Annotated in this window: 22 protein-coding genes; 15 read left to right on the top strand and 7 right to left on the bottom strand. The window is 67.5% G+C overall.

Translation table 11 applies throughout. From position 1 onward, the window contains the following. Positions 1-76: 76 nt before the first annotated feature. Positions 77-1,423, bottom strand: a complete 1,347-nt coding sequence (locus CEW88_RS10015; protein ID WP_108966415.1) for a substrate-binding protein — start codon at positions 1,421-1,423, stop codon at positions 77-79. Positions 1,424-1,644: 221 nt separating this feature from the next. Here CEW88_RS10015 and CEW88_RS10010 point away from each other — a divergent pair, with 221 nt between their 5' ends. From CEW88_RS10010 to CEW88_RS09955, 12 genes are all read left to right on the top strand, one after another. Then, positions 1,645-2,958, top strand: coding sequence for a helix-turn-helix domain-containing protein (locus CEW88_RS10010; RefSeq protein WP_108967724.1), 1,314 nt, complete (start codon positions 1,645-1,647; stop codon positions 2,956-2,958). A gap of 111 nt (positions 2,959-3,069) precedes the next feature. Continuing rightward, complete coding sequence (locus tag CEW88_RS10005) at positions 3,070-3,465, top strand: response regulator transcription factor (RefSeq protein ID WP_108966413.1); 396 nt, start codon at positions 3,070-3,072, stop codon at positions 3,463-3,465. Further along, positions 3,462-3,749, top strand: coding sequence for a hypothetical protein (locus CEW88_RS10000; protein WP_108966411.1), 288 nt, complete (start codon positions 3,462-3,464; stop codon positions 3,747-3,749). The genes CEW88_RS10005 and CEW88_RS10000 overlap by 4 nt, the downstream gene beginning before the upstream one ends. Then, complete coding sequence (locus CEW88_RS09995) at positions 3,746-6,427, top strand: ATP-binding protein (protein WP_108966409.1); 2,682 nt, start codon at positions 3,746-3,748, stop codon at positions 6,425-6,427. Before CEW88_RS10000 ends, CEW88_RS09995 begins: the two co-directional genes overlap by 4 nt. Before the next feature lie 96 nt (positions 6,428-6,523). Beyond that, positions 6,524-7,705 (top strand): flagellar motor switch protein FliM, encoded by a 1,182-nt coding sequence (locus tag CEW88_RS09990; RefSeq protein ID WP_254694384.1) that lies wholly within the window; start codon positions 6,524-6,526, stop codon positions 7,703-7,705. A 106-nt stretch (positions 7,706-7,811) separates the two neighbouring features. After that, the gene (locus CEW88_RS09985) at positions 7,812-10,061 is read left to right on the top strand and encodes a molybdopterin-dependent oxidoreductase (protein ID WP_108966407.1); all 2,250 of its coding nucleotides are present in this window, start codon (positions 7,812-7,814) and stop codon (positions 10,059-10,061) included. Between the two features lie 85 nt (positions 10,062-10,146). Continuing rightward, on the top strand, positions 10,147-11,937 hold the full coding sequence (gene ggt, locus CEW88_RS09980; protein WP_108966405.1) for a gamma-glutamyltransferase: 1,791 nt from the start codon (positions 10,147-10,149) through the stop codon (positions 11,935-11,937). A gap of 133 nt (positions 11,938-12,070) precedes the next feature. Further along, positions 12,071-12,421, top strand: coding sequence for a DUF883 family protein (locus tag CEW88_RS09975; protein WP_108966403.1), 351 nt, complete (start codon positions 12,071-12,073; stop codon positions 12,419-12,421). Between the two features lie 6 nt (positions 12,422-12,427). Continuing rightward, the gene (locus CEW88_RS09970; protein WP_159099587.1) at positions 12,428-12,745 is read left to right on the top strand and encodes a hypothetical protein; all 318 of its coding nucleotides are present in this window, start codon (positions 12,428-12,430) and stop codon (positions 12,743-12,745) included. 189 nt (positions 12,746-12,934) lie between these two features. Beyond that, on the top strand, positions 12,935-13,585 hold the full coding sequence (locus CEW88_RS09965) for a protein-L-isoaspartate O-methyltransferase family protein (protein WP_108966399.1): 651 nt from the start codon (positions 12,935-12,937) through the stop codon (positions 13,583-13,585). Between the two features lie 47 nt (positions 13,586-13,632). Continuing rightward, the gene (locus tag CEW88_RS09960; protein ID WP_108966396.1) at positions 13,633-15,036 is read left to right on the top strand and encodes a TolC family outer membrane protein; all 1,404 of its coding nucleotides are present in this window, start codon (positions 13,633-13,635) and stop codon (positions 15,034-15,036) included. Between the two features lie 74 nt (positions 15,037-15,110). Further along, a complete protein-coding gene (locus tag CEW88_RS09955; RefSeq protein ID WP_108966394.1) occupies positions 15,111-16,259 on the top strand; it encodes a hypothetical protein in 1,149 nt (382 codons plus the stop codon). A 192-nt stretch (positions 16,260-16,451) separates the two neighbouring features. Here CEW88_RS09955 and CEW88_RS09950 read toward each other — a convergent pair whose 3' ends face one another. Further along, a complete protein-coding gene (locus CEW88_RS09950; RefSeq protein ID WP_066101377.1) occupies positions 16,452-16,781 on the bottom strand; it encodes a DUF6280 family protein in 330 nt (109 codons plus the stop codon). Between the two features lie 220 nt (positions 16,782-17,001). Here CEW88_RS09950 and efp point away from each other — a divergent pair, with 220 nt between their 5' ends. Both efp and CEW88_RS09940 read left to right on the top strand, forming a co-directional pair. After that, positions 17,002-17,565, top strand: a complete 564-nt coding sequence (gene efp / locus CEW88_RS09945) for an elongation factor P (protein ID WP_095884089.1) — start codon at positions 17,002-17,004, stop codon at positions 17,563-17,565. 92 nt (positions 17,566-17,657) lie between these two features. Further along, positions 17,658-18,134, top strand: coding sequence for a GNAT family N-acetyltransferase (locus tag CEW88_RS09940; protein WP_108966392.1), 477 nt, complete (start codon positions 17,658-17,660; stop codon positions 18,132-18,134). 66 nt (positions 18,135-18,200) lie between these two features. On the opposite strand, the gene ygfZ is transcribed toward CEW88_RS09940, so the two are convergent. From ygfZ to CEW88_RS09925, 3 genes are all read right to left on the bottom strand, one after another. Continuing rightward, the gene (ygfZ, locus tag CEW88_RS09935) at positions 18,201-18,962 is read right to left on the bottom strand and encodes a CAF17-like 4Fe-4S cluster assembly/insertion protein YgfZ (protein ID WP_108966390.1); all 762 of its coding nucleotides are present in this window, start codon (positions 18,960-18,962) and stop codon (positions 18,201-18,203) included. A 69-nt stretch (positions 18,963-19,031) separates the two neighbouring features. Continuing rightward, complete coding sequence (locus CEW88_RS09930; RefSeq protein WP_108966388.1) at positions 19,032-20,789, bottom strand: ABC transporter ATP-binding protein; 1,758 nt, start codon at positions 20,787-20,789, stop codon at positions 19,032-19,034. Next, positions 20,786-21,481 carry a phosphatase domain-containing protein gene (locus tag CEW88_RS09925; protein ID WP_108966386.1) on the bottom strand — a complete coding sequence of 232 codons (696 nt, stop codon included), beginning with the start codon at positions 21,479-21,481 and terminating at the stop codon, positions 20,786-20,788. The genes CEW88_RS09930 and CEW88_RS09925 overlap by 4 nt, the downstream gene beginning before the upstream one ends. A 199-nt stretch (positions 21,482-21,680) precedes the next feature. Between CEW88_RS09925 and CEW88_RS09920 the strand changes: the two genes are divergently transcribed. Next, complete coding sequence (locus CEW88_RS09920; RefSeq protein ID WP_108966385.1) at positions 21,681-22,880, top strand: pyridoxal-phosphate-dependent aminotransferase family protein; 1,200 nt, start codon at positions 21,681-21,683, stop codon at positions 22,878-22,880. A gap of 58 nt (positions 22,881-22,938) precedes the next feature. On the opposite strand, the gene CEW88_RS09915 is transcribed toward CEW88_RS09920, so the two are convergent. Together CEW88_RS09915 and CEW88_RS09910 are read right to left on the bottom strand one after the other, a co-directional pair. After that, the gene (locus tag CEW88_RS09915; protein ID WP_108966383.1) at positions 22,939-23,145 is read right to left on the bottom strand and encodes a histidinol phosphate aminotransferase; all 207 of its coding nucleotides are present in this window, start codon (positions 23,143-23,145) and stop codon (positions 22,939-22,941) included. Positions 23,146-23,344: 199 nt separating this feature from the next. Further along, a complete protein-coding gene (locus CEW88_RS09910; protein WP_108966381.1) occupies positions 23,345-24,460 on the bottom strand; it encodes a pyridoxal phosphate-dependent aminotransferase in 1,116 nt (371 codons plus the stop codon). Between the last annotated feature and the right edge of the window lie 2 nt (positions 24,461-24,462).

Raw genomic sequence — 24,462 nt, 5'->3', positions numbered from 1 at the left:
AGACGTTCCCGGCACGGGGCCGGGAACGCTTGGATGCGGCCAGGCAAACGCAACCTGGCCGGCGTCGATGAAGGGCTCACGCGCCCGGGTTGCAGGACCCGAGGTTGCCGCCGGCGAACATCGGGTGATCCGGGGCATATTCCACCTGCGCCCGCGGCGTGACCTCGACCACTTCCAGAAGGTCGAACTCGGATTCCGGGTTCTCCTTGCCGCGCACCACCAGCACGTCCTTGAAGCACTGGTGATCGTCGGCGCGGTAGAGCGTCGGGCCATTGCCCAGGCCGTCGAACTCGAAGCCCTCGAGCGCGGCGCCCACTTCGCATGGGTTGAACGAGCCCGCACGCTGCACGGCGTCGGCGTAGAGCAGGGTCTGCACGTAGCAGGTGTGCGCGGCCTGGCTCGGCGGGAAGCCGTACTTGGTGCCGAAGCTCTTCACGAAGGCTTTCGAACCCTCGTCCTGCAGCGACCAGTGCCAGTTGGTCGAGCCGAAGATGCCCTTGACGTTCTCGCCGGCGCCGCGCGCCATCAGGCGCGAGTAGAGCGGCACGACGATCTCGAAGTTCTTGCCGTTGACCTGCTTGTCGCGCAGGCCGAACTGCACGGCGTTGGTGAGCGAGTTCACCATGTTCCCACCGTAGTGGTTGAGCACCAGCACGTCGGCGCCCGAGTTCAGCACCGGCGCGATATAGGACGAGAAGTCGGTCTGGGCGAGCGGCGTCAGCACGTTGTTGACGGTCTCCCAGCCCATCGCCTCGGTGGCGGCCTGGATCGACTCCTGCTGGGTCCAGCCCCAGGTGTAGTCGGCGGTCAGGTGATAGGCCTTGCGGTCCGTGCCGTACATCTTCTCGAGCACCGGCGCGAGCGCGGCGGCGGACATGTAGGCGTTGAAGAAGTGGCGGAAGCCGTTTGCCTTCTTGTCCTTGCCGGTGGTGTCGTTGGAGTGGGTGAGGCCTGCCATGAAGATCACGCCGGCCTCCTGGCAGAGGCCCTGCACGGCCACGGCGACGCCCGAGGACGAGCCGCCCGAGATCATCACCGCGCCGTCCTTCTCGATCATCGACTTGGCGCTGGCGCGGGCGGCGTCTGACTTGGTCTGGGTGTCGCCGGTGACATATTCGACCTTCTTGCCGAGGATGCCGGCCCCATCCAGCGTCTTCGAGCTGAAGGTGTTCATCATACCGCCGTCGCCGCCACCGTTGAGGTGCTCGACCGCCAGTTCGAAGGCCCGCAGCTCGTCGGCGCCCTCATCGGCGTAAGGGCCGGTCTGCGGCACGTTGAAGCCGAGGGTCACGGTGCCGCCGGTGGGTTCGTTGGTGAAGGCGGATGCGGACGAGCTTGTGAAGATCGTCGGCAGAGCGACGCCGGCTCCCGCAACGGCACCCGTTCTCAGCACGCCGCGGCGTGTCAGAGTCGATTTGGACATTGATTTCCTCCCGTTTCGATATTTGCGCCGCCGGGCTCCTCTTCCCGAGGGCGCAAAGCACGTCTCCGTGCAAAATCAGTATCGGACCACGAAAGAAAATCACGCAACAACTGCTTTTAGGTTAACAATTTTTTTGTCAACAAATGCACAAAGAAATAGGGTAGGGTGTAAATTAATTTATCTTGCGCCGCAGAAAGGCCTTGAAAGGGTTCGAAAACCGCATGCCCCGCGACACGCTCACAGGAAGCCGAATCCGCGAAAGACGCACGATATTGGGCCTCAAGCAGGCCGATCTTGCACGTCAGGCGGGAATATCGGCTTCTTATCTCAACCTAATTGAGCACAACCGCCGCAGAATCGGTGGCAAATTGCTGCTCGATTTGGCGGAAATCCTCAAGGTCGAACCTTCCATGCTCACCGAGGGGGCCGAGGCGGCGCTGATTGCCTCCCTGCGCGAGGCGGCGAGCACAACCCGGGGCAGCACGGCGGAATTGGATCGGGTCGATGAATTCGCCGGGCGATTTCCCGGATGGGCCCGGCTTTTGGCCGAGGCCCGGGTGCGTATCGAAACGCTCGAGCGCAGCGTCGAGACGCTGAGCGACCGGCTGGCGCACGATCCGCAACTCGCCGAGGCGCTGCACGAGATGCTCTCAACCGTGACAGCGATCCGCTCGGCGGCCTCGATCCTCAACGAGCCCGAGGCGATCGACCCCGAATGGCAGCGCCGTTTCCACCGCAATATCCACGAGGACAGCGCCCGGCTTGCCGAGAGCAGCCGCAGCCTCGTCAGCTACCTCGACGCCGAGGTCAAGGCGGCCAGCGAAAGCGGCACCCCGCAAGAGGAGGTGACCGCGCTCTTCGAGGCGCAGGGCTATCATTTCCCCGGGCTCGAGGGGGGGCAGGCGCCCGAGGCGGCGGCGGAGGAGCTGGAGGAGGATATGTCGGACAGCGCCCGGGTGCTGCTGCGCCGCGCGCTGCGCACCTACGCCGAGGACGCGGCGGCGCTGCCGCTGCCGCAGGTGCTCGAGGCAGTCTCGGCCGGGGGCGCAGACCCTCTGGCGCTGCTGCGGCGCTTCGGCTGCGATGCCGCCCGCGCCATGCGACGGCTCGCCGCGCTGCCGGCAGATGCGGCCTGCGGACCGGTCGGGCTGGCGATCTGCGACGCCTCGGGGGCGCTGACCTTCCGCAAGCCCTTGCCGGAATTCCCGATCCCGCGCTTCGGCGCCGATTGCCCGCTCTGGCCGCTTTTTCCCGCGCTCAGCCGTCCGATGACAGTGCTTTCGCGCCGGGTGCAGTTTGCCGGGCGGCAGGGCGGAGCGGTGCGCGCCTTTGCCGTGGCGCAGCCCGCCAGCGCGCCTCAGGCCAACCGTGACCCGATCTTCGAGGCGCACATGATGTTCACCCCCGAAGGGGCGGCGCGCGGCGGCGAAGAAACAGAGCTCGTCGGCGTCACCTGCCGCATCTGCGCCCGCGCGGCCTGCCCGGCCCGGCGCGAACCCTCGCTGCTGGGTGACGCAGCGGAGCGCAGTGCCTGAGGGTGGTCTTATTTTGACAGGGCGTGAAACATTGGTGATAAAAAGACATCACGGGGGAGCAATCCTCGGTGCCGGAAGGGGGAGTGTCCGGCGCCTTGGGGAAAGGGGTGCATGTCCAAACACGTGCTGCTGATCGAGGATGAGCCGAATATTATCGAGGCAATCAGCTTCATCCTGTCGCGCGACGGGCTGGCCGTGGAAACCCATTCCGACGGCACCACCGCCAATGAAAAGCTGCGCGGCGCGCGTCCCGATCTGCTGATCCTCGATGTGATGCTGCCGGGCAAGAGCGGCTACGACATCCTGCGCGAGCTGCGCGCCGACCCCAGCACCGCGGCGCTGCCGGTGCTCATGCTCACCGCGCGCGGACAGACCCGCGACCGCGAGATGGCCGAGCGCGAAGGGGTCAGCGCCTTCATGTCGAAACCCTTTGCCAATTCCGAGATGCTCGACACCGTGCGGGCGCTGTTGAACGGCGTGCCGGAAGAGGCCCCCGGACCCCCATGAGCGAGGGCTCGCCCCGTCGCGGCACGCCGCCGGTCTTTCTCGAACGGCAGTCCTACCGCCGCCGCCGGGTGATGGACGGCGCGCGGGTGCTGCCCTTTCTCGGCGCGCTGCTTTGGCTGGTGCCGCTGCTCTGGCAGGAGGACCCCGAGCAGGGCGTGCGCAGCTCGGCGGTGATCGTCTACCTCTTCGGGGTCTGGCTGCTGCTGGTGCTTCTGGCGGGCTTCATCGCCTGGGCGTTGGGGCGCCCGGCGCCGGGGGACGGGCTGGGCAGCGGGGGCGAGTGAACATGCTCAACACGCTGGTCGCCGTCTGTATCGCCTACGCGCTCTTTCTTTTCGCCATCGCCTTTGCCGCCGAGCGCATCGCCGCCCATGGCCAGGCGCGCTGGCTGCGCTCGCCGGCGGTCTACACGCTGTCGCTGTCGATCTACTGCACCGCCTGGACGTTCTACGGCGCGGTCGGCTCGGCGGTACGCACCGGCTTTGAATACATGGCGATCTATCTTGGACCCTCGCTTGTGCTGATTGGCTGGTGGTGGATCCTGCGCAAGCTGGTGCGTATCGGCCGCTCGCAGCGCATCACCTCGGTCGCCGACCTTGTCTCGTCGCGTTACGGCAAGTCCAACCTGCTCGCGGTCTGCGTCACCTTGCTCGCGGTGATAGGCACCACGCCCTATATCGCGCTTCAACTGCAATCGGTGACGCTGAGCTTCCAGGTTTTCGCGGCGGGCGATCTCGCCACCGGCGAAGAGACCGGCCATACCGCGCTCTGGGTCGCCGCCGGGCTGGCGCTGTTCACGGTGATCTTCGGCACGCGCAACCTCGACGCCAACGAGCGCCACAACGGCGTGGTCATGGCGATCGCCGTCGAGGCGGTGGTGAAGCTCTTCGCGCTGCTTGCCGTCGGGGTCTTCGTGGTCTGGGGACTGGGCGGCGGGCTGACCGAGACGCTGGCGCGTATCGACGCCTCCGAACTTGGCCAATGGCGCATCGACGGCGGCCGCTGGGCTGGGGTGATGCTGCTCTCGGCCGCCGCCTTTCTCTGTCTGCCGCGGATCTTCCAGGTTCTGGTTGTGGAAAATGACAACGAGACGCACCTGCGCACCGCGAGCTGGGCCTTCCCGCTCTACCTGGGCCTGATGAGCCTTTTTGTCGTGCCCATCGCGGTGATCGGCCTCGATCTGCTGCCCGAGGGCTCGAACCCCGATCTCTTCGTGCTGACCCTGCCGCTGTCGCAGGGGCAGGGCGGGCTGGCAGTGCTGTCCTTCCTTGGCGGTTTCAGTTCCGCCACCTCGATGGTGATCGTCGCGGCCATCGCGCTCTCGACCATGGTGTCGAACCACGTGGTCATGCCGCTGTGGCTGCGCTTTGCCGAGCCGGGCGCCACGGTCTCGGGCGACGTGCGGACCGTCGTGCTGCTGGCCCGCCGGCTGTCGATCATCGGCGTGGTGATGCTGGGCTATCTCTACTACCGCCTTTCGGGCGGCGGCGAGGCGCTCGCGACCATCGGCTTTGTCTCCTTTGCCGGTGTCGCGCAGGTGCTTCCGGCGATGCTCGGCGGCATCTTCTGGCGCGGCGCCTCCAAGGCCGGGGCCTTCACCGGGCTGGTCCTCGGTTTCCTCGTATGGAACTACACACTCTTCCTGCCCTCCTTCGGGCCGGGGGTGCTGATGCCCGAGGCGTGGTTCGCCAACGGCCCCTTCGGCATCGGCTTCCTGCGGCCGCAGGCTATGTTCGGCCTGTCTGACATGGACCCGCTGCTGCACGCCTTCTTCTGGTCGATGAGCGTCAACACCGGCGGCGTCATCCTCGGCTCGCTTCTGAGCTTTCCGCAACCGCTCGAGCGCTTGCAAGGCGCGCAGTTCGTCAATGTCTTCGAGCATTCCACCGGCCCGCGCAGCTGGACCGGCAACGTTGCCCAGTCCGAGGACCTGATGATCATGGCGCAGCGAATCCTCGGCGCCCGTGACGCGCAGGAGCTCTTCGAGCGTGAGGCCGAGCGGCAGGGCGGGCGCGGCCCGCTGCCGGATGTGACCCCTCAGTTCCTTGAGACGATCGAACGCGAGCTGGCGGGCTCGGTCGGCGCGGCCACGGCCCATGCGATGGTCGGGCAGATCGTCGGGGGCATGTCGGTCTCGGTCGAGGATCTGATGGCCGTGGCCGACGAGACCGCGCAGATGATGGAGTATTCCGCGCGTCTCGAGGCGCAGTCGCAGGAGTTGGCGCGGACCGCGGCGCAGCTGCGCGAGGCCAATGCCAAGCTCACCCGCCTGTCGGTCCAGAAAGATGCCTTCCTCAGCCAGATCAGCCACGAGCTGCGCACGCCGATGACATCGATCCGCGCCTTTTCCGAGATCTTGCGGGACACCTCCGGACTCGGCGACGCGGAGAAGACCAAGTATGCCTCGATCATCCATGACGAGGCGATCCGCCTGACCCGGCTGCTCGACGACCTGCTCGACCTGTCGGTGCTGGAGAACGGGCAGGTCAACCTGAACCTGCGCGAAGGGCTGCTGTCGGACGTGCTCGACCGCGCCGTGGCCGCGGCGGCGGCGGACGAGGCGGGGCGGCGGCTGGAGATCCGCCGCGATCGCGCCGCCGAGCAGATCGTGCTGCACACCGATCTCGACCGTCTGAGCCAGGTCTTCATCAACCTCATCGCCAATGCCCGCAAGTATTGCGATGCGCCGCGCCCGCGGCTCGAGATCTCGGTGCGGGCGGGCGCACGGCTGGCGCTCGACTTCACGGACAACGGCTCGGGCGTCGCCGCCGATGCGCAGGACGTGATCTTCGAGAAGTTCAGCCGGGTCAGCGACCAGAAGGCCGGGGGCGCAGGGCTGGGCCTTGCGATCTGCCGGCAGATCGTCACGCGCCTCGGCGGCGACATCACCTATGTGCCGGGGCGCGCGGGTGCTTCTTTCCGGGTGAGCCTGCCCGCCGATCTGGCCATCGCCGCGCAGTGACAGGCGCCTTTCCCGCGCCGGGATAAAGCCGATGGTAACCAAATCCCGTCATAGATCGGGACTGGGGTATCTCGACAGATTGGGCCGACAGGGACGATGCCAGACGCCGCCGGACAGGCTTCAAGACAGGATTCCGCGCAGGGCAGGGGCGGCGGGGCCGACAGTCGGAACGTGCTGAGCCGCAAGGCCGAGGCCGCGCGCCGTGCCTTCGAGGCACGCGCCATGTCCCCGGCCAAGGCGCTGCGCCGGGCGCTGTCACGCACCGCCGATGTGCTGTGGGATCTCGCGCTTGTCGCCCATGCGGTCGATCAGGAGCATCTCGACCAGGACGGCGTCGTCGCGCAGCTGCCGCCCGAAGCGCTGCTGCTCTTGCTTGACGGGCCGGATGGGGTGGTGGGGTTCGTCACGCTAGACCGCGATCTCGTAACCGGTCTGACCGAGGTGCAGACCATGCTGCAGGTCACCCAGATGCCCGCCGAACCGCGCGCCTTCACCGCCACCGACGCCGCGATGACCGCGCCGCTGCTCGACGGCACGCTCGAACGCTTTGCCCGTTTCCTCGAGGATCACCCCCTGCGCCCGCAGATCGAGGGATTTCGCTTCGGCGCCATGCTCGAGGATGCGCGCGCCGCCGGGATGCTGCTCGATGCGCCGGGCTACATGGTGTTCCGCGCCACGCTCGATCTGGCGCTCGGCCGACGGCGGGGCGAGCTGCGGCTGTTCCTGCCCGAGCGCCCGGGTGCGCGGCGTGCTGGGCCGCCGGGCCAGCCCGGCACGCACGAGCAAAAGATGGGGCTCCTGCCAGCGCAGATGCGGGCGGTGCTGGGCGCGCTGCGCCTGCCGCTGAACAAGGTGCAGGCGCTGCGGCCGGGCGACTTGCTGCCGCTCAGCCCAGATATGCTCGACGCGGTGACGCTGCACGCCGGCCCCGGCGCGCCAGTGGCGGGCGGACGGCTCGGGCAGATCAACGGCATGCGCGCGGTGCGTCTCTCGTGGCCCCGCGTCGCGCCGCAGGACGAGGCCCCCGACGTGCCCGAGATGACAGAGCTGCCCGACATGGCGCCGGCTCCGCCCGACGCCGCGCCCGAGGAATTCGGCCTCGACGAGATCGCCTCGGGCCTGCCCGATCTGCCCGACCTGCCTGACGTGCCGGAGCCCGGCGGTGGCGAGTTCGACTTCGCCTCGACTTTTGGGGACGACGCCGCCACCGAGGAGGAGGGCGCCGCGACGGAGTTCGATTTTGATTTTTCCGCCGCGCCGATCAAGGACGACGACTGAGGCCGCGCGGCGCGGTCCTCGGGGCGCGCTCTTGCCATTTCCCCTCCGATGCAATGATACACTGCGGCATAGTCATGCTGCCCGATCAGCCGCCGGAGTCGCCCCCATGTCCACCCATTCCGACCGCAAGACCCGTGTCACCACCAGCCACTGGGGGGCCTTCGAGGTCACCACCGAAGGGGGGCGCATCACCGCCACTGCGCCGTTTGCCGACGACCCCGAACCCTCGGCCATCCCCGATATCCTGCCGCAGGCGGTGCATCATCGCAGCCGAGTCGCACGCCCCTCGATCCGCCGCGGTTGGCTCGAGCGCCGCGACCGCGCGGGCCGCGGCAGCGACGAGTTCGTCGAGCTGCCCTGGGACGAGGCGCTGGACATCGCCGCCGCCGAGATCGACCGCATCCGCAAGGCGCACGGCAACGAGGCGATCTTCGGCGGCTCCTACGGCTGGTCCTCGGCGGGGCGCTTCCACCACGCGCAGAGCCAGGTTCACCGCTTCCTCAACAGCATCGGCGGCTACGTCGCCTCCTTCGGCAGCTATTCCACCGGCTGCGCGCAGGCGATCATGCCGCATGTCTTCGGCGTGACCTTCCTGCGCTATCTCTACAACGAGCAGGACAGCTGGCAGACCATCGCCGAGAACACCGAGACGCTTGTGATGTTCGGCGGCATCAACAAGAAGAACGCGCAGGTCAGCATGGGCGGCATCACCCGCCACGACACGGCCAGCTGGTTCGACCGCTTCCACGCCAAGGGCATGCGCTGCCTCAACATCGGCCCGCAGCGCCGCGATGCACCCGAGGGCTGCGAGTGGCTGCCCGTCCGCCCCGGCTCGGACACAGCGCTGATGCTGGCGCTGGCCTTCGTGCTCGAGCAGGAGGGGCTGACGGACCACGCCTTCCTGTCGCGCTACACCGTCGGATTCGAGCGGTTCCGCCCCTACCTGATGGGCGAGGCCGACGGCAAGCCCAAGACCCCGGAATGGGCCAGCCCGATCTGCGGCACCGATCCCGACACCATCCGCGCATTGGCGCGCCGCATGGCCAGCACCCGTACGCTGATCACCGTCGCCTGGTCGCTGCAGCGCGCCGAGCATGGCGAGCAGCCTTATTGGATGTCGGCGGTGCTGGCGGCGATGCTCGGGCAGATCGGCCTGCCGGGGGGGGGTGTCGGCTACGGCTACGGGGCCATCGGCGGCATCGGCAAGTCGATGAAATCGCTGCGCGGGGTGACGCTCGACCAGTTGCAGAACCCGGTAGGCACCTTCATCCCCGTCGCGCGCATTGCCGACATGCTGGCGAACCCCGGCGTGCCCTATGACTTCAACGGACGGCGCGAGCCCTATCCCGATATCCGCCTGGTCTACTGGGCGGGCGGCAACCCGTTCCACCACCACCAAGATCTGAACCGCCTGTCGGAGGCCTGGAAATCTCCGGAGACGGTGATCGTCAACGAGCCGTGGTGGACCGCCACCGCCAAGCGCGCCGACATCGTCTTTCCGGCGACCACCAGCTACGAACGCGAGGACATTGGCCGCACCGACCTCGACGAGTACCTGTTCAACATGCCCGCGCTGATTGATCCGGTGGGCGAGGCGCGCGACGACTACGACATCTTCGCCGGGCTCGCCGAGCGCATGGGCGAGGGGGCGCGCTTCACCGAGGGGCGCAGCAGCGAGGATTGGCTGCGGCATCTCTACGGCAGCTACCGCGAGAGCGCCGCCGCCGCTGGGATCGAAGTGCCCTCCTACGACGATCTGCGCGCCCGGAACTGGGTCAAGCTGCTCATCGTGCAGGAACCGCCGCTGCCGTCGTTCCTGGCCCGGTTCCGCGCCGATCCCGAGGAAAACGCGCTGAACACCCCGTCGGGCCGGATCGAGATCTTCTCCGAAACCGTCGAGGGCTTCGGCTATGCCGATTGCCCCGGCCACCCCGCCTGGCTCGAGCCGACCGAATGGCTCGGCACGGCCACGCCGCAGACGCCGCTGCACCTCGTCTCGCCGCAGCCCGGCGACAAGTTGCACAGCCAGCTCGAGAGCGCGCTCGCCGATCAGCCCGATGCCCGCCCCGAGCGGCTGCTCATCCACCCCGAGGATGCCCGCCCGCGCGGCATCGCAACGGGCGATCTGGTATTGGTGCGCAACGCCCGCGGCGCGGCGCGGGCGCGGGCCGTGGTGACCGAGGACATCCGCCTCGGCGTTGTCGCCCTGCCCACCGGCGCGTGGTATGGCGACGCCTCCGAGAACATCGACCCGCATGGCAACCCCAACGTGCTGACCCGCGACAAGGGCACCTCGTCGCTGGGGCAGGGGTGCTCGGCGCATACCGCGCTGGTCGAGGTCGGTCCTCTGAGTTGATCCAGATCGCGATTTGAGAAAGCGCGGCTTCGGGTTACCTTTCCGGCACCGTTCCCTGAACGGGGATGCAGACAGGGAGGACCCGATGCGCGCGACGATCCTGATCACCCTCTTCGCGGCGGGCCTTGCCGCGCCGCTCATGGCGCAGCAGGCCGCCGATGCCGTGGCGCCGGAGGCCGAGACCGAGACCTCGGGCTTCGAAGGCCTGTCAGACGCGGCCCGGTCCGCGCTCGAGTCCAAGGCCCAGGGGCAGCCGACCGAGGCGCAGGACTGGATGGTCGCCGCCGCGAACCCGCTGGCGGTCGAGGCGGGCGCCAGGGTCCTGCGCGAAGGCGGCAGCGCCGCCGACGCCATGGTCGCGGTGCAGGCGGTGCTGGGCCTCGTGGAGCCGCAGAGCTCCGGCCTCGGCGGAGGCGCCTTTCTCGTCTGGTACGACGCCAAGTCCCGAAGCCTCACCACGCTCGACGGGCGCGAGACCGCACCGCTGGCCGCGAAGCCGACCTATTTCCAAGACGAGAACGGCGCGCCGCTCGAATTCTTCGACGCCGTGGTCGGCGGGCGCTCGGTCGGCACCCCCGGCACGCCGCGGCTGATGGAAGAGGCGCACCGGCGCTGGGGCACGGCAAATTGGTCCGGGCTTTTCGACGAGGCGATCGCGCTGGCCGAAGACGGCTTCTCGGTCTCGCCGCGACTTGCCGGGTTGATCGCGGAGGATGGCGACCGGCTGCGGCGCTTCCCCGACACCGAGAGCTACTTCTATCCCGGCGGCACCGCGCTGCAGGCGGGTGACATGCTGCGCAACCAGCCCTATGCCGACACGCTCAAGGCCATCGCCGCCGAGGGCAGCCGCGCCTTCTACTCGGGCGAGATCGCCGAGGACATCGTCCGCACCGTGCGCGAGGCCGAGGGCAACCCCGGCCTGCTGAGCAGCGCCGATCTCGCCCTTTACGACGTGATCGAGCGGGCGCCGGTCTGCGTCGACTACCGTGCGCATGACGTCTGCGGCATGGGGCCGCCCTCGTCGGGGGCGCTGACCGTTGGGCAGATCCTCGGCGCACTCGCGCCCTACGATCTGGCCGCGCTCGGCCCCGACAGCCCCGAGGCCTGGCGGCTGATCGGCGATGCCTCGCGGCTCGCCTTCGCCGACCGCGGCCGCTACATGGCCGACAGCGATTTTGTTCCCGTGCCAACCGAAGGGCTGGTCGATCCCGCCTACCTCCAAACCCGCGCAGAGTTGCTGGGCGGGCAGACCGCCCTGACCGAAGTCTCGCCGGGCGATCCCGAATGGGACCACGCGCAGCTCTGGGCCGATGATCGCTCCATAGAGTTCCCCTCGACATCGCATATCTCCATCGTCGACGCAGAGGGCAATGCCCTGTCGATGACCACCACCATCGAGAACGGCTTCGGCTCGCGGCTCTTTGTGCGGGGCTTCCTGCTCAACAACGAACTCACCGATTTCAGCTTCGAGACCCATGACAACGGCGTGCCCATCGCCAACCGGCTCGAGCCCGGAAAGCGGCCGCGGTCTTCCATGGCACCGACCATCGTGATGAAGGACGGCGCGCCGGTCATGGTCGTCGGCTCGCCGGGCGGCAGCCGGATCATCGGCTACGTCGCGCAGGCGGTGATCGCCCATCTCGACTGGGGCATGGATGTGCAGCAGGCGGTGGCGGCACCCCATCTGCTCAACCGCTTCGGCACCATGGACATCGAGGCGGGCACCGGCGCCGAGGCGCTGGCCGGCCCACTGGGTGACATGGGCTTCGACACCAGCCTTCGCGACCTGAACTCGGGGCTGCATGCCATCGCGGTGGGCGAGGCGCTCACCGGCGGCGCCGATCCTCGCCGCGAGGGGATTGCTCTTGGCGAATAGCCCCGCGCCGGGGTTGATCCCGCGCAAAGACGCGCAGCGTTCCCCATGGCAATGAAACTTGCGTGACCCGGGGAACTTCGCGCAGACTTCCCGGGTTGACCGTGAAAGGCACAGGCAGACGGAGGACGTCATCATGGCTCAGACTGCAACCAAATCGAACGACACCCCCAAGGTGGCCGAGACGCTGCAAGGGGACGGCGAGGCGCTGAGCGATCAGATCAAGACCCTGCGCGCCGACGTGGCCTCGTTGGCCGAACTCGTGGGGGATATCGGCAAACGCCGCGGCGCGGAATACCGAGCCGCCGGTGAAGCCAAGGCGCAGGAAGTGCGCGACCGCGGCGAAGAAGCGCTGCGCGAGGCTGGCCAGCGCGTCGCCGAGCTCGAAAACAACGCGCGCGGCCAGATCCAGGCGAATCCGTTTCAGGCCATCGGCCTTGCGGCGGCGGTCGGGTTCCTGATCGGTTATGTCGGCAGCCGGAGGTAAGATCGTTTGTTCGCCCTGTTCGAGGCAAGACTGAGAGCCGCCCTGACAAGGGTTGGTCGTACCATCGCCGGGGCGGTCTGCATGGCCGTCGCGGCGATTTTCTTTACCATCGCCGGCTGGATCGCGCTGGCCGAAGCTCAGGGTGAGCTGGTCGCCGCGCTCGTGGTTGGCGGCGTCTACCTCGTGCTGGCGCTCCTGCTCCTCTTCCTGCCCGTCCGCCCGCGGGTGCCCGTCGCCGCGGCCCCGACCGCGGCGCCGGTTACCTCTCTGGTCGAAGCCTTCCTGGCGGGCCGCGCGGCAGGGCAGGCAATGCGCAAGGAGTGATCCGCCTGAGCGCGGACCTCTTTGGCGCCGCCTTTTATTTCATGAAATGTGTAAAAAATCATTGATTTTGAAGCGCTCGCGCCACAGTCTGGTGCGGGATTATTCTTTTGTAGGCAGCCGGACATTGCCCCGGGGTGGCAAGTGTGGCAGAAGTTTTTGTAAGGATATCTGAACGGAAGAGTTTAGCGGATGACCGATTTCGTCACCCTCCGCCGTATGATGGTTGATACACAGGTTCGTCCCTCGGACGTCACCAAGTTCCCTATCATCGACGCCATGCTCCGTGTCCCGCGCGAAGCATTCGTGCCCGACGAGGCCGTGGACGCGGCCTATGCCGGCCGCAACATCGACCTTGGTGACGGGCGCGTGGTGCTGGACCCGCGGACCTTTGCCAAGATGCTCGACGCGCTGAACGTGGACGGCGACGACCTCGTGCTCGATATCGGCTCGGGGCTCGGCTACAGCGCCGCGGTCATCGCCCGCATTGCCGAGGCCGTGGTCGCGGTCGAGGATGACGCGGAGCGCGCCGAGGAGGCGCAACCGCTGCTGATGGACCATGCGGACAACGTGATCCAGCATGTCGGCCCGCTCGCCGAGGGTGCGCCGCAACATGGGCCTTACGACGCCATCGTGATCGAGGGCGGAATTGAACAGCTTCCCGAGACCATTGCCGGGCAGCTCAAGGACGGCGGGCGGATTGCCTGTATTTTCATGGACGGGGCGCTGGGAACGGTGAAGGTCGGCTGGAAGATCGACGGCACCATCACCTGGCGATTTTCTTTCAACGCCACTGCGCCCGTGCTTGCCGGGTTCAAAAACGAGGTGGCCTTTGCGCTCTGACCCGAAACGGGCAGGCGGATAGACAACGGGATCGAGAGGGCAGGAAGATGGCGCGTAAATCTCTTACGACATGGATGACGGGCGTGTGCCTTGCGGCCGGGCTCGCGATGCCCGCCGCGGCAGAGACGCTGGCGGATGCCTTGGCCGGGGCCTACAACACCAGTGGGCTGCTCGAGCAGAACCGGGCGGTGCTGCGTGCCGCCGACGAAGACGTGGCCCAGGCGGTCGGCGCGCTTCGTCCGGTGATCTCCTGGACCGGTGACGTGACCCGCAACTACGGCGAGACCCGCAGTGCGGTGACCGGCAATTATACCGGCGCGGCCACCGACACCACGTCGATCGGGCTCATTGCCTCGCTGGTTCTCTACGATGGCGGCAGCAACCGTCTCGCTGTGGATGCCGCCAAGGAAACCGTTCTGGCCACCCGCTCAGGCCTCGTCTCGGTCGAACAGGACGTGCTGTTGCGTGCCGTGAACGCCTTCATGGAAGTCCGCCGGGCCATCGAAACGCTGACCTTGCGGCAGAACAACGTTCGCGTGATCGGCGAGGAACTCCGCGCCGCCGACGACCGCTTCGAGGTCGGCGAAGTCACCCGCACCGACGTCGCTTCGGCCCAGGCACGGCTCGCCGCGGCCCGCTCGCTGCTTGCTGCGGCCGAGGGCGCACTGGCCCAGGCCCGCGAGGAATACCGCGCGTCGGTGGGCCGCCTGCCGGGCAACCTCGTCTCGCCGAGCAGCCTGCCACGCATTCCGGCAACGGCCGACCAGGCCCGGGCGATCGCCCTGCGCGACCACCCGGATATCATCCAGGTGCAGCACCAGGTGGCCGCAGCCGAAGTCGGCGTCGCCATCGCGCAATCCAACATGAGCCCCACCGTGTCGCTGCAAGGCACGTACGGCTTTGACGAGAGCTTCGACAGCGAGGCCGGCACGCGCGGCGGCACCGTCGGTCTGAACGTGTCGGGCCCGATCTATCAGGGCGGCCAGCTCAGCTCGATCAAGCGTCAGGCCTATGCCAGCCGTGATCAGCGCCGTGCCGCACTGCTGCAGCTGACCAAGTTGATCCCGCAGTCGGTCACCAACGCCTATGCCAACCTGCGTGTGGCGCAGGCGGCCCGCGCGGCCTCGGACGAGCAGGTCCGCGCCGCCACCGTCGCCTTCCGCGGCACCCGCGAGGAAGCGACGCTCGGCGCCCGCACCACGCTCGACGTGCTCGACGCCGAGCAGGAACTGCTCGACGCGCGCAACACCCAGATCTCCGCCGTGGTCGACGAGACGATCGCCGCCTATACCGTGCTTTACACCATGGGCCAGCTGACGGCGGAAGACCTGGCACTGAACGTGCCGCGCTACGACCCTGCCGAGTACTACAACCTGGTCAAGTCCGCTCCGGTCCAGTCGCGCCAGGGCGCGGATCTGAACCGTATCCTGAAGGCGATGGGGAAGCAGTAAGCTTCTCCTCGTCCTTGTTGTCTGGTGCCCCCCAAGACGCTACACTTGGGGGGACAGGCAAGAGTGGTACATAAATGTCCGATCCCGTGACCAATGTGGAAATCGAGGACGTGCTTTCCTCTATCCGGAGGTTGGTTTCCGAAGATTCCCGTCCCGAGTCCACGCCAGAGGCGCCTCAGGCGCAGCGTTCCGCTCCGGCGGGGCGGCTGGTCTTGACCCCCGCGTTGCGCGTGCAAGAGGCTCCCGCGTCCGAGGCGACGGACAGCGACACCTCCGAGACCGGCGAAGACGCGCCCGAGCGCCATGCTCCGCCGCTCGCAGCGCGTCTTGTTCCGGCCGAGGAAGAGGTTGCCGAGGTCGCCCGCCGTGCGCCGCTGCGCGCCATCGCACCCGAGGCGACGCCAGGTCCGGTGCGCGAGGCAGCGGTCAGCGACGAGGTCGAAGAGGCACCCTTCATCGAGGTGGACGAAGAGTCCGAAAGCGAGTTCGCCGAGGCGTCCATCGCCGATTTCTTCGCGCTGAAGCAGCGCGACAGCACCCCTCCTCAGGCTACGCCGATCGCCGATGCGACCGCGAAGGAGGGCAGTCTCGCGCAGAAGATCGCCGAGCTCGAGGAGATGATCGCGCGCAGCACGCATGAGTTCGAGCCCGAACGTGGAGAAGCGGCCCCAGAGGCGATCTTCCGGCACCAGCCGGGCGATGAGCCCGCGCCGGGCCAGCCCGTGGCGGCCGAGGACGAGGACCAGGAACTCGCAAGCCGCCCGATGCCCGAACCCGAGCTGGTGGATGAGCCCTATGTGCTCGAGACACCCGCTCAGCCCGATATCACGCCCGACGAGGACGCGCTCGAAGATGAGCCCGAAGAGACCGTCCCGGACCTGCAATCCGTGACCTCGGCGCTCTCCGCGGCAGAGGACGGTGCTGCCGAAGAGCTGCAGGCCGAGCCCGAACCCGCGCCACGCCGCCCGGTGAAGATCCTGCGCAACCCGGTCTGGCAGCGCAGTCAGAGCAACCTGCGCAGCGACACCTCCGCAACCGAGCAGCCGCCGGCGCCCGTCGCCGAGTCGCCGAGCGGTGTCGACGAGGAACGCCTGCGCGCGCTGATCGCCGAGGTGGTCCGAGAAGAGCTGCAGGGGGCCTTGGGAGACGGCGCGACGCGCACTATCCGCACGCTGGTGCGCCGCGAGCTTCAGCGTCTGCTGGCGAGCGACGATCTCGACTGACCGCGCGACGCGGATCACGAACACCGAACGAAAGCGAAGCCCGGCGCCCAAGGCGTCCGGGCTTCTTGCTGCCCGGCCAGCAGAGGAGGAAACCGGCGGAAACCGGCCGACGGCTCCTCTGGAAACGCCGAAGGCGCGCCCGTTTCGGGGCGCGCCTTCGACTGGCTGGGGGCCGGGCCCCCTATACCGGGATCAAGCGGCTTCGGCTTGTTCCGCGGCTGCGGCTGCGTGACGACGCTCGCTCTCCTCGCGCGACAGCGCGACCGAGGTGCGGACACCTTTCGACACGAATTCCATCAGACCGGAGACAACCCGCTCGTTCGGGTCGATACCGGCGCAGCTCAGAACTTCACGGCCGTCGCGCGAGCGTGCCCAGCGGGCGATCTGCTCGGGACCATTGCCGTATTTCTTGTCATCGGCGATTGCATCGTCGAGCGCAGCCAGAACCACAGCGGCGAAAAGTTTCCGCGCGCGGTTGCCTTGTTCGGCATGGTAGGCTGTGCTGTCCACGAAATCCTTCATCTTTCGACCTTTTTGATTATTGCTCTTGTCTTTTCTGGCGTACGCGGCGTTATGGACCATTCCGTTCGATTCGGATACAGCACAAACGCATAGCGTCGTTGCATCTGGTGCATATCTCGGCTTGTACGGAACGCGAGATATCGTTGTCTTGCACGGGGCGAACCGGCCATATATAGGAGGCCGGAAAACCCCTTCAACCTTACTGTAAAGTTTTCTGACCATGCCCAAGATCAACGGTAACGAGATCCGCCCCGGGAACGTGCTCGAGCATGAAGGTGGCCTGTGGGCCGCGGTGAAGGTCGACCATGTGAAGCCCGGCAAGGGCGGTGCCTTTGCCCAGGTCGAGATGAAGAACCTGCGCAACGGCTCCAAGCTGAACGAGCGTTTCCGCTCGGCGGACAAGGTCGAGCGCGTGCGCCTCGAACAGAAGGACATGCAGTTCCTCTACGAGGACGCCGGTCAGCTGATCTTCATGGACACAGAGACCTATGAGCAGGTGCAGCTCGACGCCGACATCCTCGGCGAGCGTCGCCCCTTCCTGCAGGATGGCATGACCATCGTCGTCGAATTTCACGAGGAAGAGGCGCTGAACGCGACCCTGCCGCAGAAGGTGACCTGCAAGATCGTCGAGACCGAGCCGGTGGTCAAAGGTCAGACCGCGGCAAACAGCTTCAAGCCCGCCGTGCTCGACAATGGTGTGCGTGTCCTGGTTCCGCCCTTCGTCGGGCAGGACGAGGACATCATCGTGAACACCGAGACCATGGAGTATTCGGAACGCGCATAACCCGCGCGCCGACCAGTTTGTCCCCGTGCGATCCGGGGGCGACATAGCATGACCAAAGGGCCTCCGGCGCATAGCCCAGGAGGCCCTTTTTCATGTTCACGTCTTGCGATTCAAAAGACATTCCCGCGCTGGCCGTCATGCTGCGCGGCTTGCACGGGCTGCACGTCGCCCATGTGCCGCACCGGTTCCACGACCGCGCCAGCGAGGCCGAGCTGCAGAGCTTCTTGGCCGAGGCCATGGCGCAGGGCGCCCAGCTGCGCGCCTACCGCGTGGGTCACGTGCCGCGCGGCTACCTGATGTGGCGCTGGCGGCTGTCCGGGGCCACCTCGCTCGGTCATGCGCAGCGCCGGGCCGAACTCGAACACATCTGGGTCGAGCCCTCCTGGCGTCGGCGCGGCGTGGCGCGGCGGCTCATCGCAGGCTTCGAGGCCGAGATCGCCGGGCAGGGGGCAGAGGGCTGGACCACCACGGTGCACGCCTTCAACGCCCCCTCGCGCGCGCTGATGCTCGGGGCGGGCGCCACGGGGGCGGTGGAGGTGCTCGAAAAGCGCTTTCAGGCCGCGATCTAGCTTGGTCGCGGAGTGATCCGTCTGCGCATCATGCCTGCCTGTCGGCCCGCGCCTCTGCGGACCGGCTCAAGAGATGCGGCGCAGCGTCGCCTCTCCGGCGCGCATCTCACCCTCGGCCCGGTCAAAGCGCAGGTAGGCAAGGCCGCGCCCGCCCGATTGGGTGTAAAGCGTGCCCGCGGGCTTGCCACCGCTCTCAATCGCCGTGCCCACCGGCGCTGCGCCGGTCACCTCGACGGGCACCAGTCCCTTGCGAAGCTCGGTCTTGTGCTTCATCCGCGCGGTGACCTCCTGGCCGACGTAACAGCCCTTTTTGAAGTCGACACCGTTCAGGCGCTCGAATCCGGTCTCGAGGATAAAGCTGTCGGGGGTCAGTTCGACGCCGCTCTCTGGCACGCAGGCGGCGACGCGCAGCGCGCTCCAGTCGGCGTCCTGGCCGGGTTGGCCGTCGTAGCCGCGCCAGCCCATCGAAGGATCGCGGGGGTCCGCATAGGCGCCCTCGGGCGCCGGTCCGATGCCGCGGCTCACGGTGATGTCAGTCTGTTCGAGCTCGACCTTGGCGCGCAGCTTGTACAGCGTGAGCGCGCGGGTCAGGTCGGCGGCGAGCGGCTCGGCCACGTCGATGAGGATCGCCCCGTCGGGGCGCGGCACGAGGAAGAAGTCCGCCCGGTACTTGCCCTGCGGCGTCAGCAGCGCGGCATAGACCAGCCCGTCCTTCAGCTTGCCCAGGTCGTTGGTGACAAGGTTCTGCAGGAAGTCGTTGGCCTCGGGGCCGCTGACGCGCAGGACGCTGCGCGGGGCGTCCGTCGGGATGCCTGTGGTGGCGGTCATGGTTGCTCCGTCGGTTGTCCGTTGCGCCGACTATAGGCGCGGCGGGAGACAGGTTACAGGGGGAGCGCCTCAGACGGTCTGTTCATCCTCGAACTGCATGGCGTGCAGACGTGCATAGGCGCCGCCGAGCGCCAAGAGCTCATCATGGGTGCCCTGTTCGACCACGTGGCCGGCATCCATCACCACGATCTTGTCGGCATGCCGGATGGTCGACAGCCGGTGCGCGATGACCAGCGTTGTGCGCCCGGCGGAGAGCTGGTCGAGCGCCGCCTGCACCACCTGCTCCGAGGCCGCGTCGAGCGCCGAGGTGGCCTCGTCCAGCAACAGGATCGGCGTGTCGCGCAGCAGGGCGCGGGCGATGGCCACGCGCTGGCGCTGCCCGCCCGAGAGGTTGCTGCCGCGGGCGCCGGCGAGGCTGTCGAGCCCGTCGGGCAGGCGCGGCACGAAATCCGCGACATGCGCCGCCTCGAGCACCTTGTCGAGCTCGGCCTCGGGCACGTCTTCGCGGCCGAGCAGGATGTTCTCGCGCAGACTGTCCTCGAAGAGCAGCGCATCCTGGCTGACCACCGAGAACAGGCCGCGCAGCTCGGCGAGCTTCATGGCATCCGTGCGCACGCCGCCGATGGTGACCTCGCCCGCGTCGGGATCGACCAGCCGGGTCAGCACGTTGAACACCGTCGATTTGCCCGCGCCCGAGGCGCCGACAAGCGCCGTGGTCTTGCCCGCCTCGGCGGTGAAGCTGGTGCCGCGCAGCACGGCCGAGCCGGAGTAGTTCAGCTCGACGCCGCTCAGCACGATCTCGGGCACGCCCTTGGGGGCAGGGACCGGGTGCGGCGGATCGCGCAGCTCGGGCTCGAGTTCCAACAGCTCCTTGATCCGCTCGATCGAGGCGGCGGCGATCTGCCAGGTGCCGCTCACCGCGCCGAGCCGGCGCAGCGGCTCGAAGGCGAGACCAATGGCGGTGAAGAAAGCCATGAAATCGCCGACGCTCTTCTGCCCCGAGATGATCTCGCCGCCGCCGAAGATCAGCACGCCGCAGATGCCGATGCCGGACATCACGTCGATCAGTCCGGGGATGGCCGACTGTCCGAGGCTCGAGGCGACGGTGGTGCGGACCCGCTCCTTGGTCAGCGACTTGTAGCGCTTGGCCTGGTATTTCTCGAGCCGGTTGAGCTTGATCGGCACGATGCCATGGAAGATCTCGTTCAGCCGGGTCGACAGGCCGGCCGAGATGTCGCGCGCGTGGCGCGCATATCTGCGCACGTAGCGCTGCAGCATGACCGAGGGCGCGACCATGAGCGGCACGCCGACCAACGCGATCAGCGTCCAGCGCCAGTCCATCGTGATCGCCACGCCGAAGAGCGAGACCAGCGCGATCATGTCGCGGCCGGTGCCAGTGATCAGGATGCTCCAGACCTTGCTGACCGAGGCGACGTCGCCCTCGATACGCTGCATCAGATAGCCGGGGCCGTATTTTTGGTGAAAGCTGCCGTCCAGCCGCATGAGGTGCGTCAGCAGGTCGTTGCGGATGTCGGCGACGGTCAGCTGCGAAACCCGTGTCAGCACCACTTTTTGGATGATGCTGGCCAGCGCGCGGATCATGAAGATCGAGAAGATCGCAATGCCGACCCAGGTCAGCGCGGCACGGCTGCCGCCAACCAGAACCTGATCGAACATCGGCTTCATCATGTAGCTGAGGAAGCCGAACATCGAGCCTTCGAGCATCATGAAGACAAAGGCGATGACGATCTGCCAGCGGTAGCGCCAGAGATAGCGGCGCCCGAGCCAGAAGAGCAGGTTGCCGCTTTTCTTGTCCGCGGTGCTCATGCCATCTCTTCCGGCGGGCGCTTGTTGTCGAAGCCCGCCTGAAGCTGGCGCGAGTCGTATTCCGTGCGCACCCATTCCTCGAAGGCGATCGGCCGGCGGCGGTTGCGCGCGGCATAGGTGTCGAGGATGTAGCCCTGGATCCCGGTCTTGGTGAACTCGAGGTGGGCGTATTTCAGCCCCATCTGCTTGCGCGCCTCTTCGACCGGCACGCCCTCGAACACCATCAGGTAGACGGCAGAGGCGAAGCCGGCGCGGTCGGCGCCCGATTTGCAGTGAAACATCATCGGCTTCTCGGCCCCGCGCATCGTATCGATGAGATGCGAGATCCGCTCGGCCTTGGGCGCCATGCGCGCCCAGAGCTTGGCATGCAGCAGCGTCAGGCCAAGCTGCTCGCAGCTCTCCTTCTCGAAGAGATAGTGCGAGTATTTCTCTTCGCCGCGAAGCGTGATGACGGTCTTGATACCCATTTGCGCGTATTTCTCGAAGCGCGTGTGGGTCGGCTGGTTCGACCGCCAGACGCCGGGCGCGATCTGCCAGAAGTTGTGCCAGAAGAGACGCAGGAAGGCATGGTCAAAGACATTGTAATGCAGCTTCGAGAGCATCCGGGCGCGGGGCGTCGAGATGTCCTTGCCGAAGGATCGGCGAAAGCGCCGCTCCGCGGTCTCGATCTTGTCCCAGAACTTGGTCAGCATGCATTATTTCCTGTGCCTGTCGCGCGGCGGTTTACGGTCTCCGGCCCCTGCTGGCAAGCGCCGTGCCCTGCGCGGGGCTTGCTGCGGCCCTGCATCCGGGGCGTGTCCGCGGCGCGGCCGAGGGAGATTGACCTCGGCGCAACCGCGGTTAGGTTGGCCCTCGCCCCGGAATTTCAAGGGGTGCTTTCGGAGTTTTCGCATGTCTCTCGCCCATGGTCGCCCCTACCTGGCCATTCCCGGTCCTTCCGTCATGCCCGACGCGGTGCTGCGCGCCATGCACCGCGCCTCGCCCAACATCTACGAAGGGGCGATCGTCGAGATGGTGGCCGGGATGATCCCCGACCTGCGCTACGTCGCACAGAGCGCGGCAGCCAAGGTGGCGATCTACATCGCCAACGGCCACGGTGCCTGGGAGGCGGCGCTGGCCAATGTGGTGGGCGAGGGCGACAAGGTGCTGGTGCCGGCGACCGGCCGCTTTGCCCATGGCTGGGCCGAGATGGCACAGGGTCTCGGCGTAGAGGTCGAGCTGATCGACTTCGGCACCAAGTCCACCTACGATCCGGAACTGGTGGCCGAGGCGCTGCGGAGCGACAAGGACCGCAAGATCAAGGCCGTGCTGGCCAGCCACGTCGACACGGCGACCTCGATCCGCAACGATCTCGCGAGCCTGCGCGCCGCCATGGACAGCACCGGGCACCCGGCGCTGCTGATGGCCGACTGCGTTGCCTCGCTGGGGGTCGAGGAATTCCGCATGGACGACTGGGGCGTCGACATCATGGTCACCGGCTCGCAGAAGGGCCTGATGGTGCCGCCGGGTCTGGGCTTCGTCTTCTTCAACGACAAGGCCGAGGCGCGCCGCGCCGAGATGCCCCGCGTGTCGCGCTACTGGGATTGGGTTCCGCGCGGCAATCCCGACTTCTTCTACCAGTATTTCGGCGGCACCGCCCCGACGCATCACCTCTATGGTCTGCGCGTGGCGCTCGACATGATCCGCGAAGAGGGCATCGAGCAGGTCTGGCATCGCCACGCCGTACTGGCCCGCGCCATCTGGGCGGCGGCCGAGGCCTGGGGGCAGGGCGGCCCGCTGACGCTCAACGTCGCCGACCGCAGCCTGCGCAGCCACGCGGTGACCGCGCTGCGGCTCGGCAAGCCCTATGGCGCGCAGCTGCGCAAGTGGTGCGAGACCGAGGCGGGCGTGACGCTGGGCATCGGCCTCGGTATGGCCGAGCCCGAGGATCCCATGGGCACGGGCTTCTTCCGCATGGGCCATATGGGCCACGTCAACGCGCATATGATCCTTGGCCTGCTGGGCGTGATCGAGGCAGGCTTCGTGTCGATCGGCATTCCCTACGGGCAGGGCGCGCTCGGCGCCGCCGCCGCAGAGATCGCCAAGGGCTGACAGGCTCGGCGCGGGTTCGGCTCGGGTCTGGCGCGAAGACTTCGCACGGGCGCGGGGCTCACCGCTGCGGCGGGGTCTCGCGTCGGCCGTTCCGGCGATGCTCGATGATGGTGATCACGTGGTTGATCGCCACCCCGGCGATCACCACCGGGCCAAGCCCGTAGCTGATCCAGAGCAGCAGGAAGACAAGGAACATCACCACGAAGACCAGCACGAGGTTCGCGCTGGAGAAATCGGGCCGCGGCGGTTCGGAGGGATAGGCCATAATGCGATCCTCGGACAGACAGACTAAGACGGCAGACTGAAAAGACGGCGGGCTGAGAGGGGACGTGCAATAGCACAAGGGTAGCGCACCCCGGGCCCGGGTCACGCTTCAGGCTGATCAAAACTGCTTTCGAAAACCTTTCCCGCCGATCTGTCGATACAGGTCGGCGGAAATTTGTGCATCTGACCGAAGAGCTGGCTCAGGCGGCGCTCTCGCGGGCTTCCGCCAGCGCCGCGGGCAACGCCTCTTCCAGCGCGTCAAGATCGGACTCGGTGCCCGCGCCGATGCGGATGCAGCGGTTCTGCGGCGCAACGAAGGGCATGCGCACGAAGACCCCCCGCGCGCCGAGCCCCTCCAGAACCGCCTTGGCGAACGCGCCGTCGCCGCCGCAGTCCACCGCGACGAAATTGGTGGCCGAGGGCAGGGCGGACAGCCCGTTCGCCTGCGCGATGGCGGCGATGCGCGCCCGCGCGGCGGCGACCTTCTCGATGGTCTGCTCCAGCCAGTCCCGGTCCTGCAGCCCCGCGAGGGCCCCGGCCTGCGCCGCACGGTTCATGCCGAAATGGTTGCGGATCTTGTCGAAGGCGCGAATGAGCGGCGCCGCCGCCAGCGCGTAGCCGACCCGCGCGCCCGCCATGCCGTAAGCCTTGGAGAAGGTGCGGAAGCGGATCACCCGCGGATCCTCGATGTCGATCTCGGGCGCGGTGCCCTCGGGGGCGAACTCCACATAGGCCTCGTCGAGCACCAGCAGCGTGCCCTCGGGCACGGTGCCGAGCTGCGCCGCGATCTCCGCACCCGGCTTCCACGAGCCCATCGGGTTGTCGGGGTTGGCGAAGTAGACGAGCTTGGCATCCACCTCGGCGGCTTTGGCCAGCAGCGCGGGCAGGTCCTCGGCGTCATCCTTGTAGGGCACCTTGTGCAGCACCCCGCCGAAGCCGGCCACGTGGTAGTTGAAGGTCGGATAGGCGCCGTCCGAGGTCACCACCGCATCGCCCTGCGCCACCACCAGCCGCACGAGGTAGCCGAGAAGCCCGTCGATGCCCTCGCCGACCATGACGTTCTCGGGCGCGACACCATGCTCGGCGGCGATGGCATGACGCAGCTCATAGCTGGTCGAGTCGCCGTATTTCCAGATCTCCGAGGCCTCGCGCTGCATTGCCTCGATCGCGCGGGGCGAGGGGCCGAAAACGTTCTCGTTGGCACCGATGCGGGCGCGGAACGGGGCGCCGCGCTCGCGCTCCTGGGTTTCCGGGCCGACGAAGGGCACGGTCTCGGGAAGCGAGGCGACGAGCGGGGTGTAGCGAGGTCCAGTCATGG

The organism is Alloyangia pacifica (assembly GCF_003111685.1).
Lineage (GTDB): Bacteria > Pseudomonadota > Alphaproteobacteria > Rhodobacterales > Rhodobacteraceae > Salipiger > Salipiger pacificus_A.
This window is presented reverse-complemented; position numbering and strand designations above follow the sequence as displayed.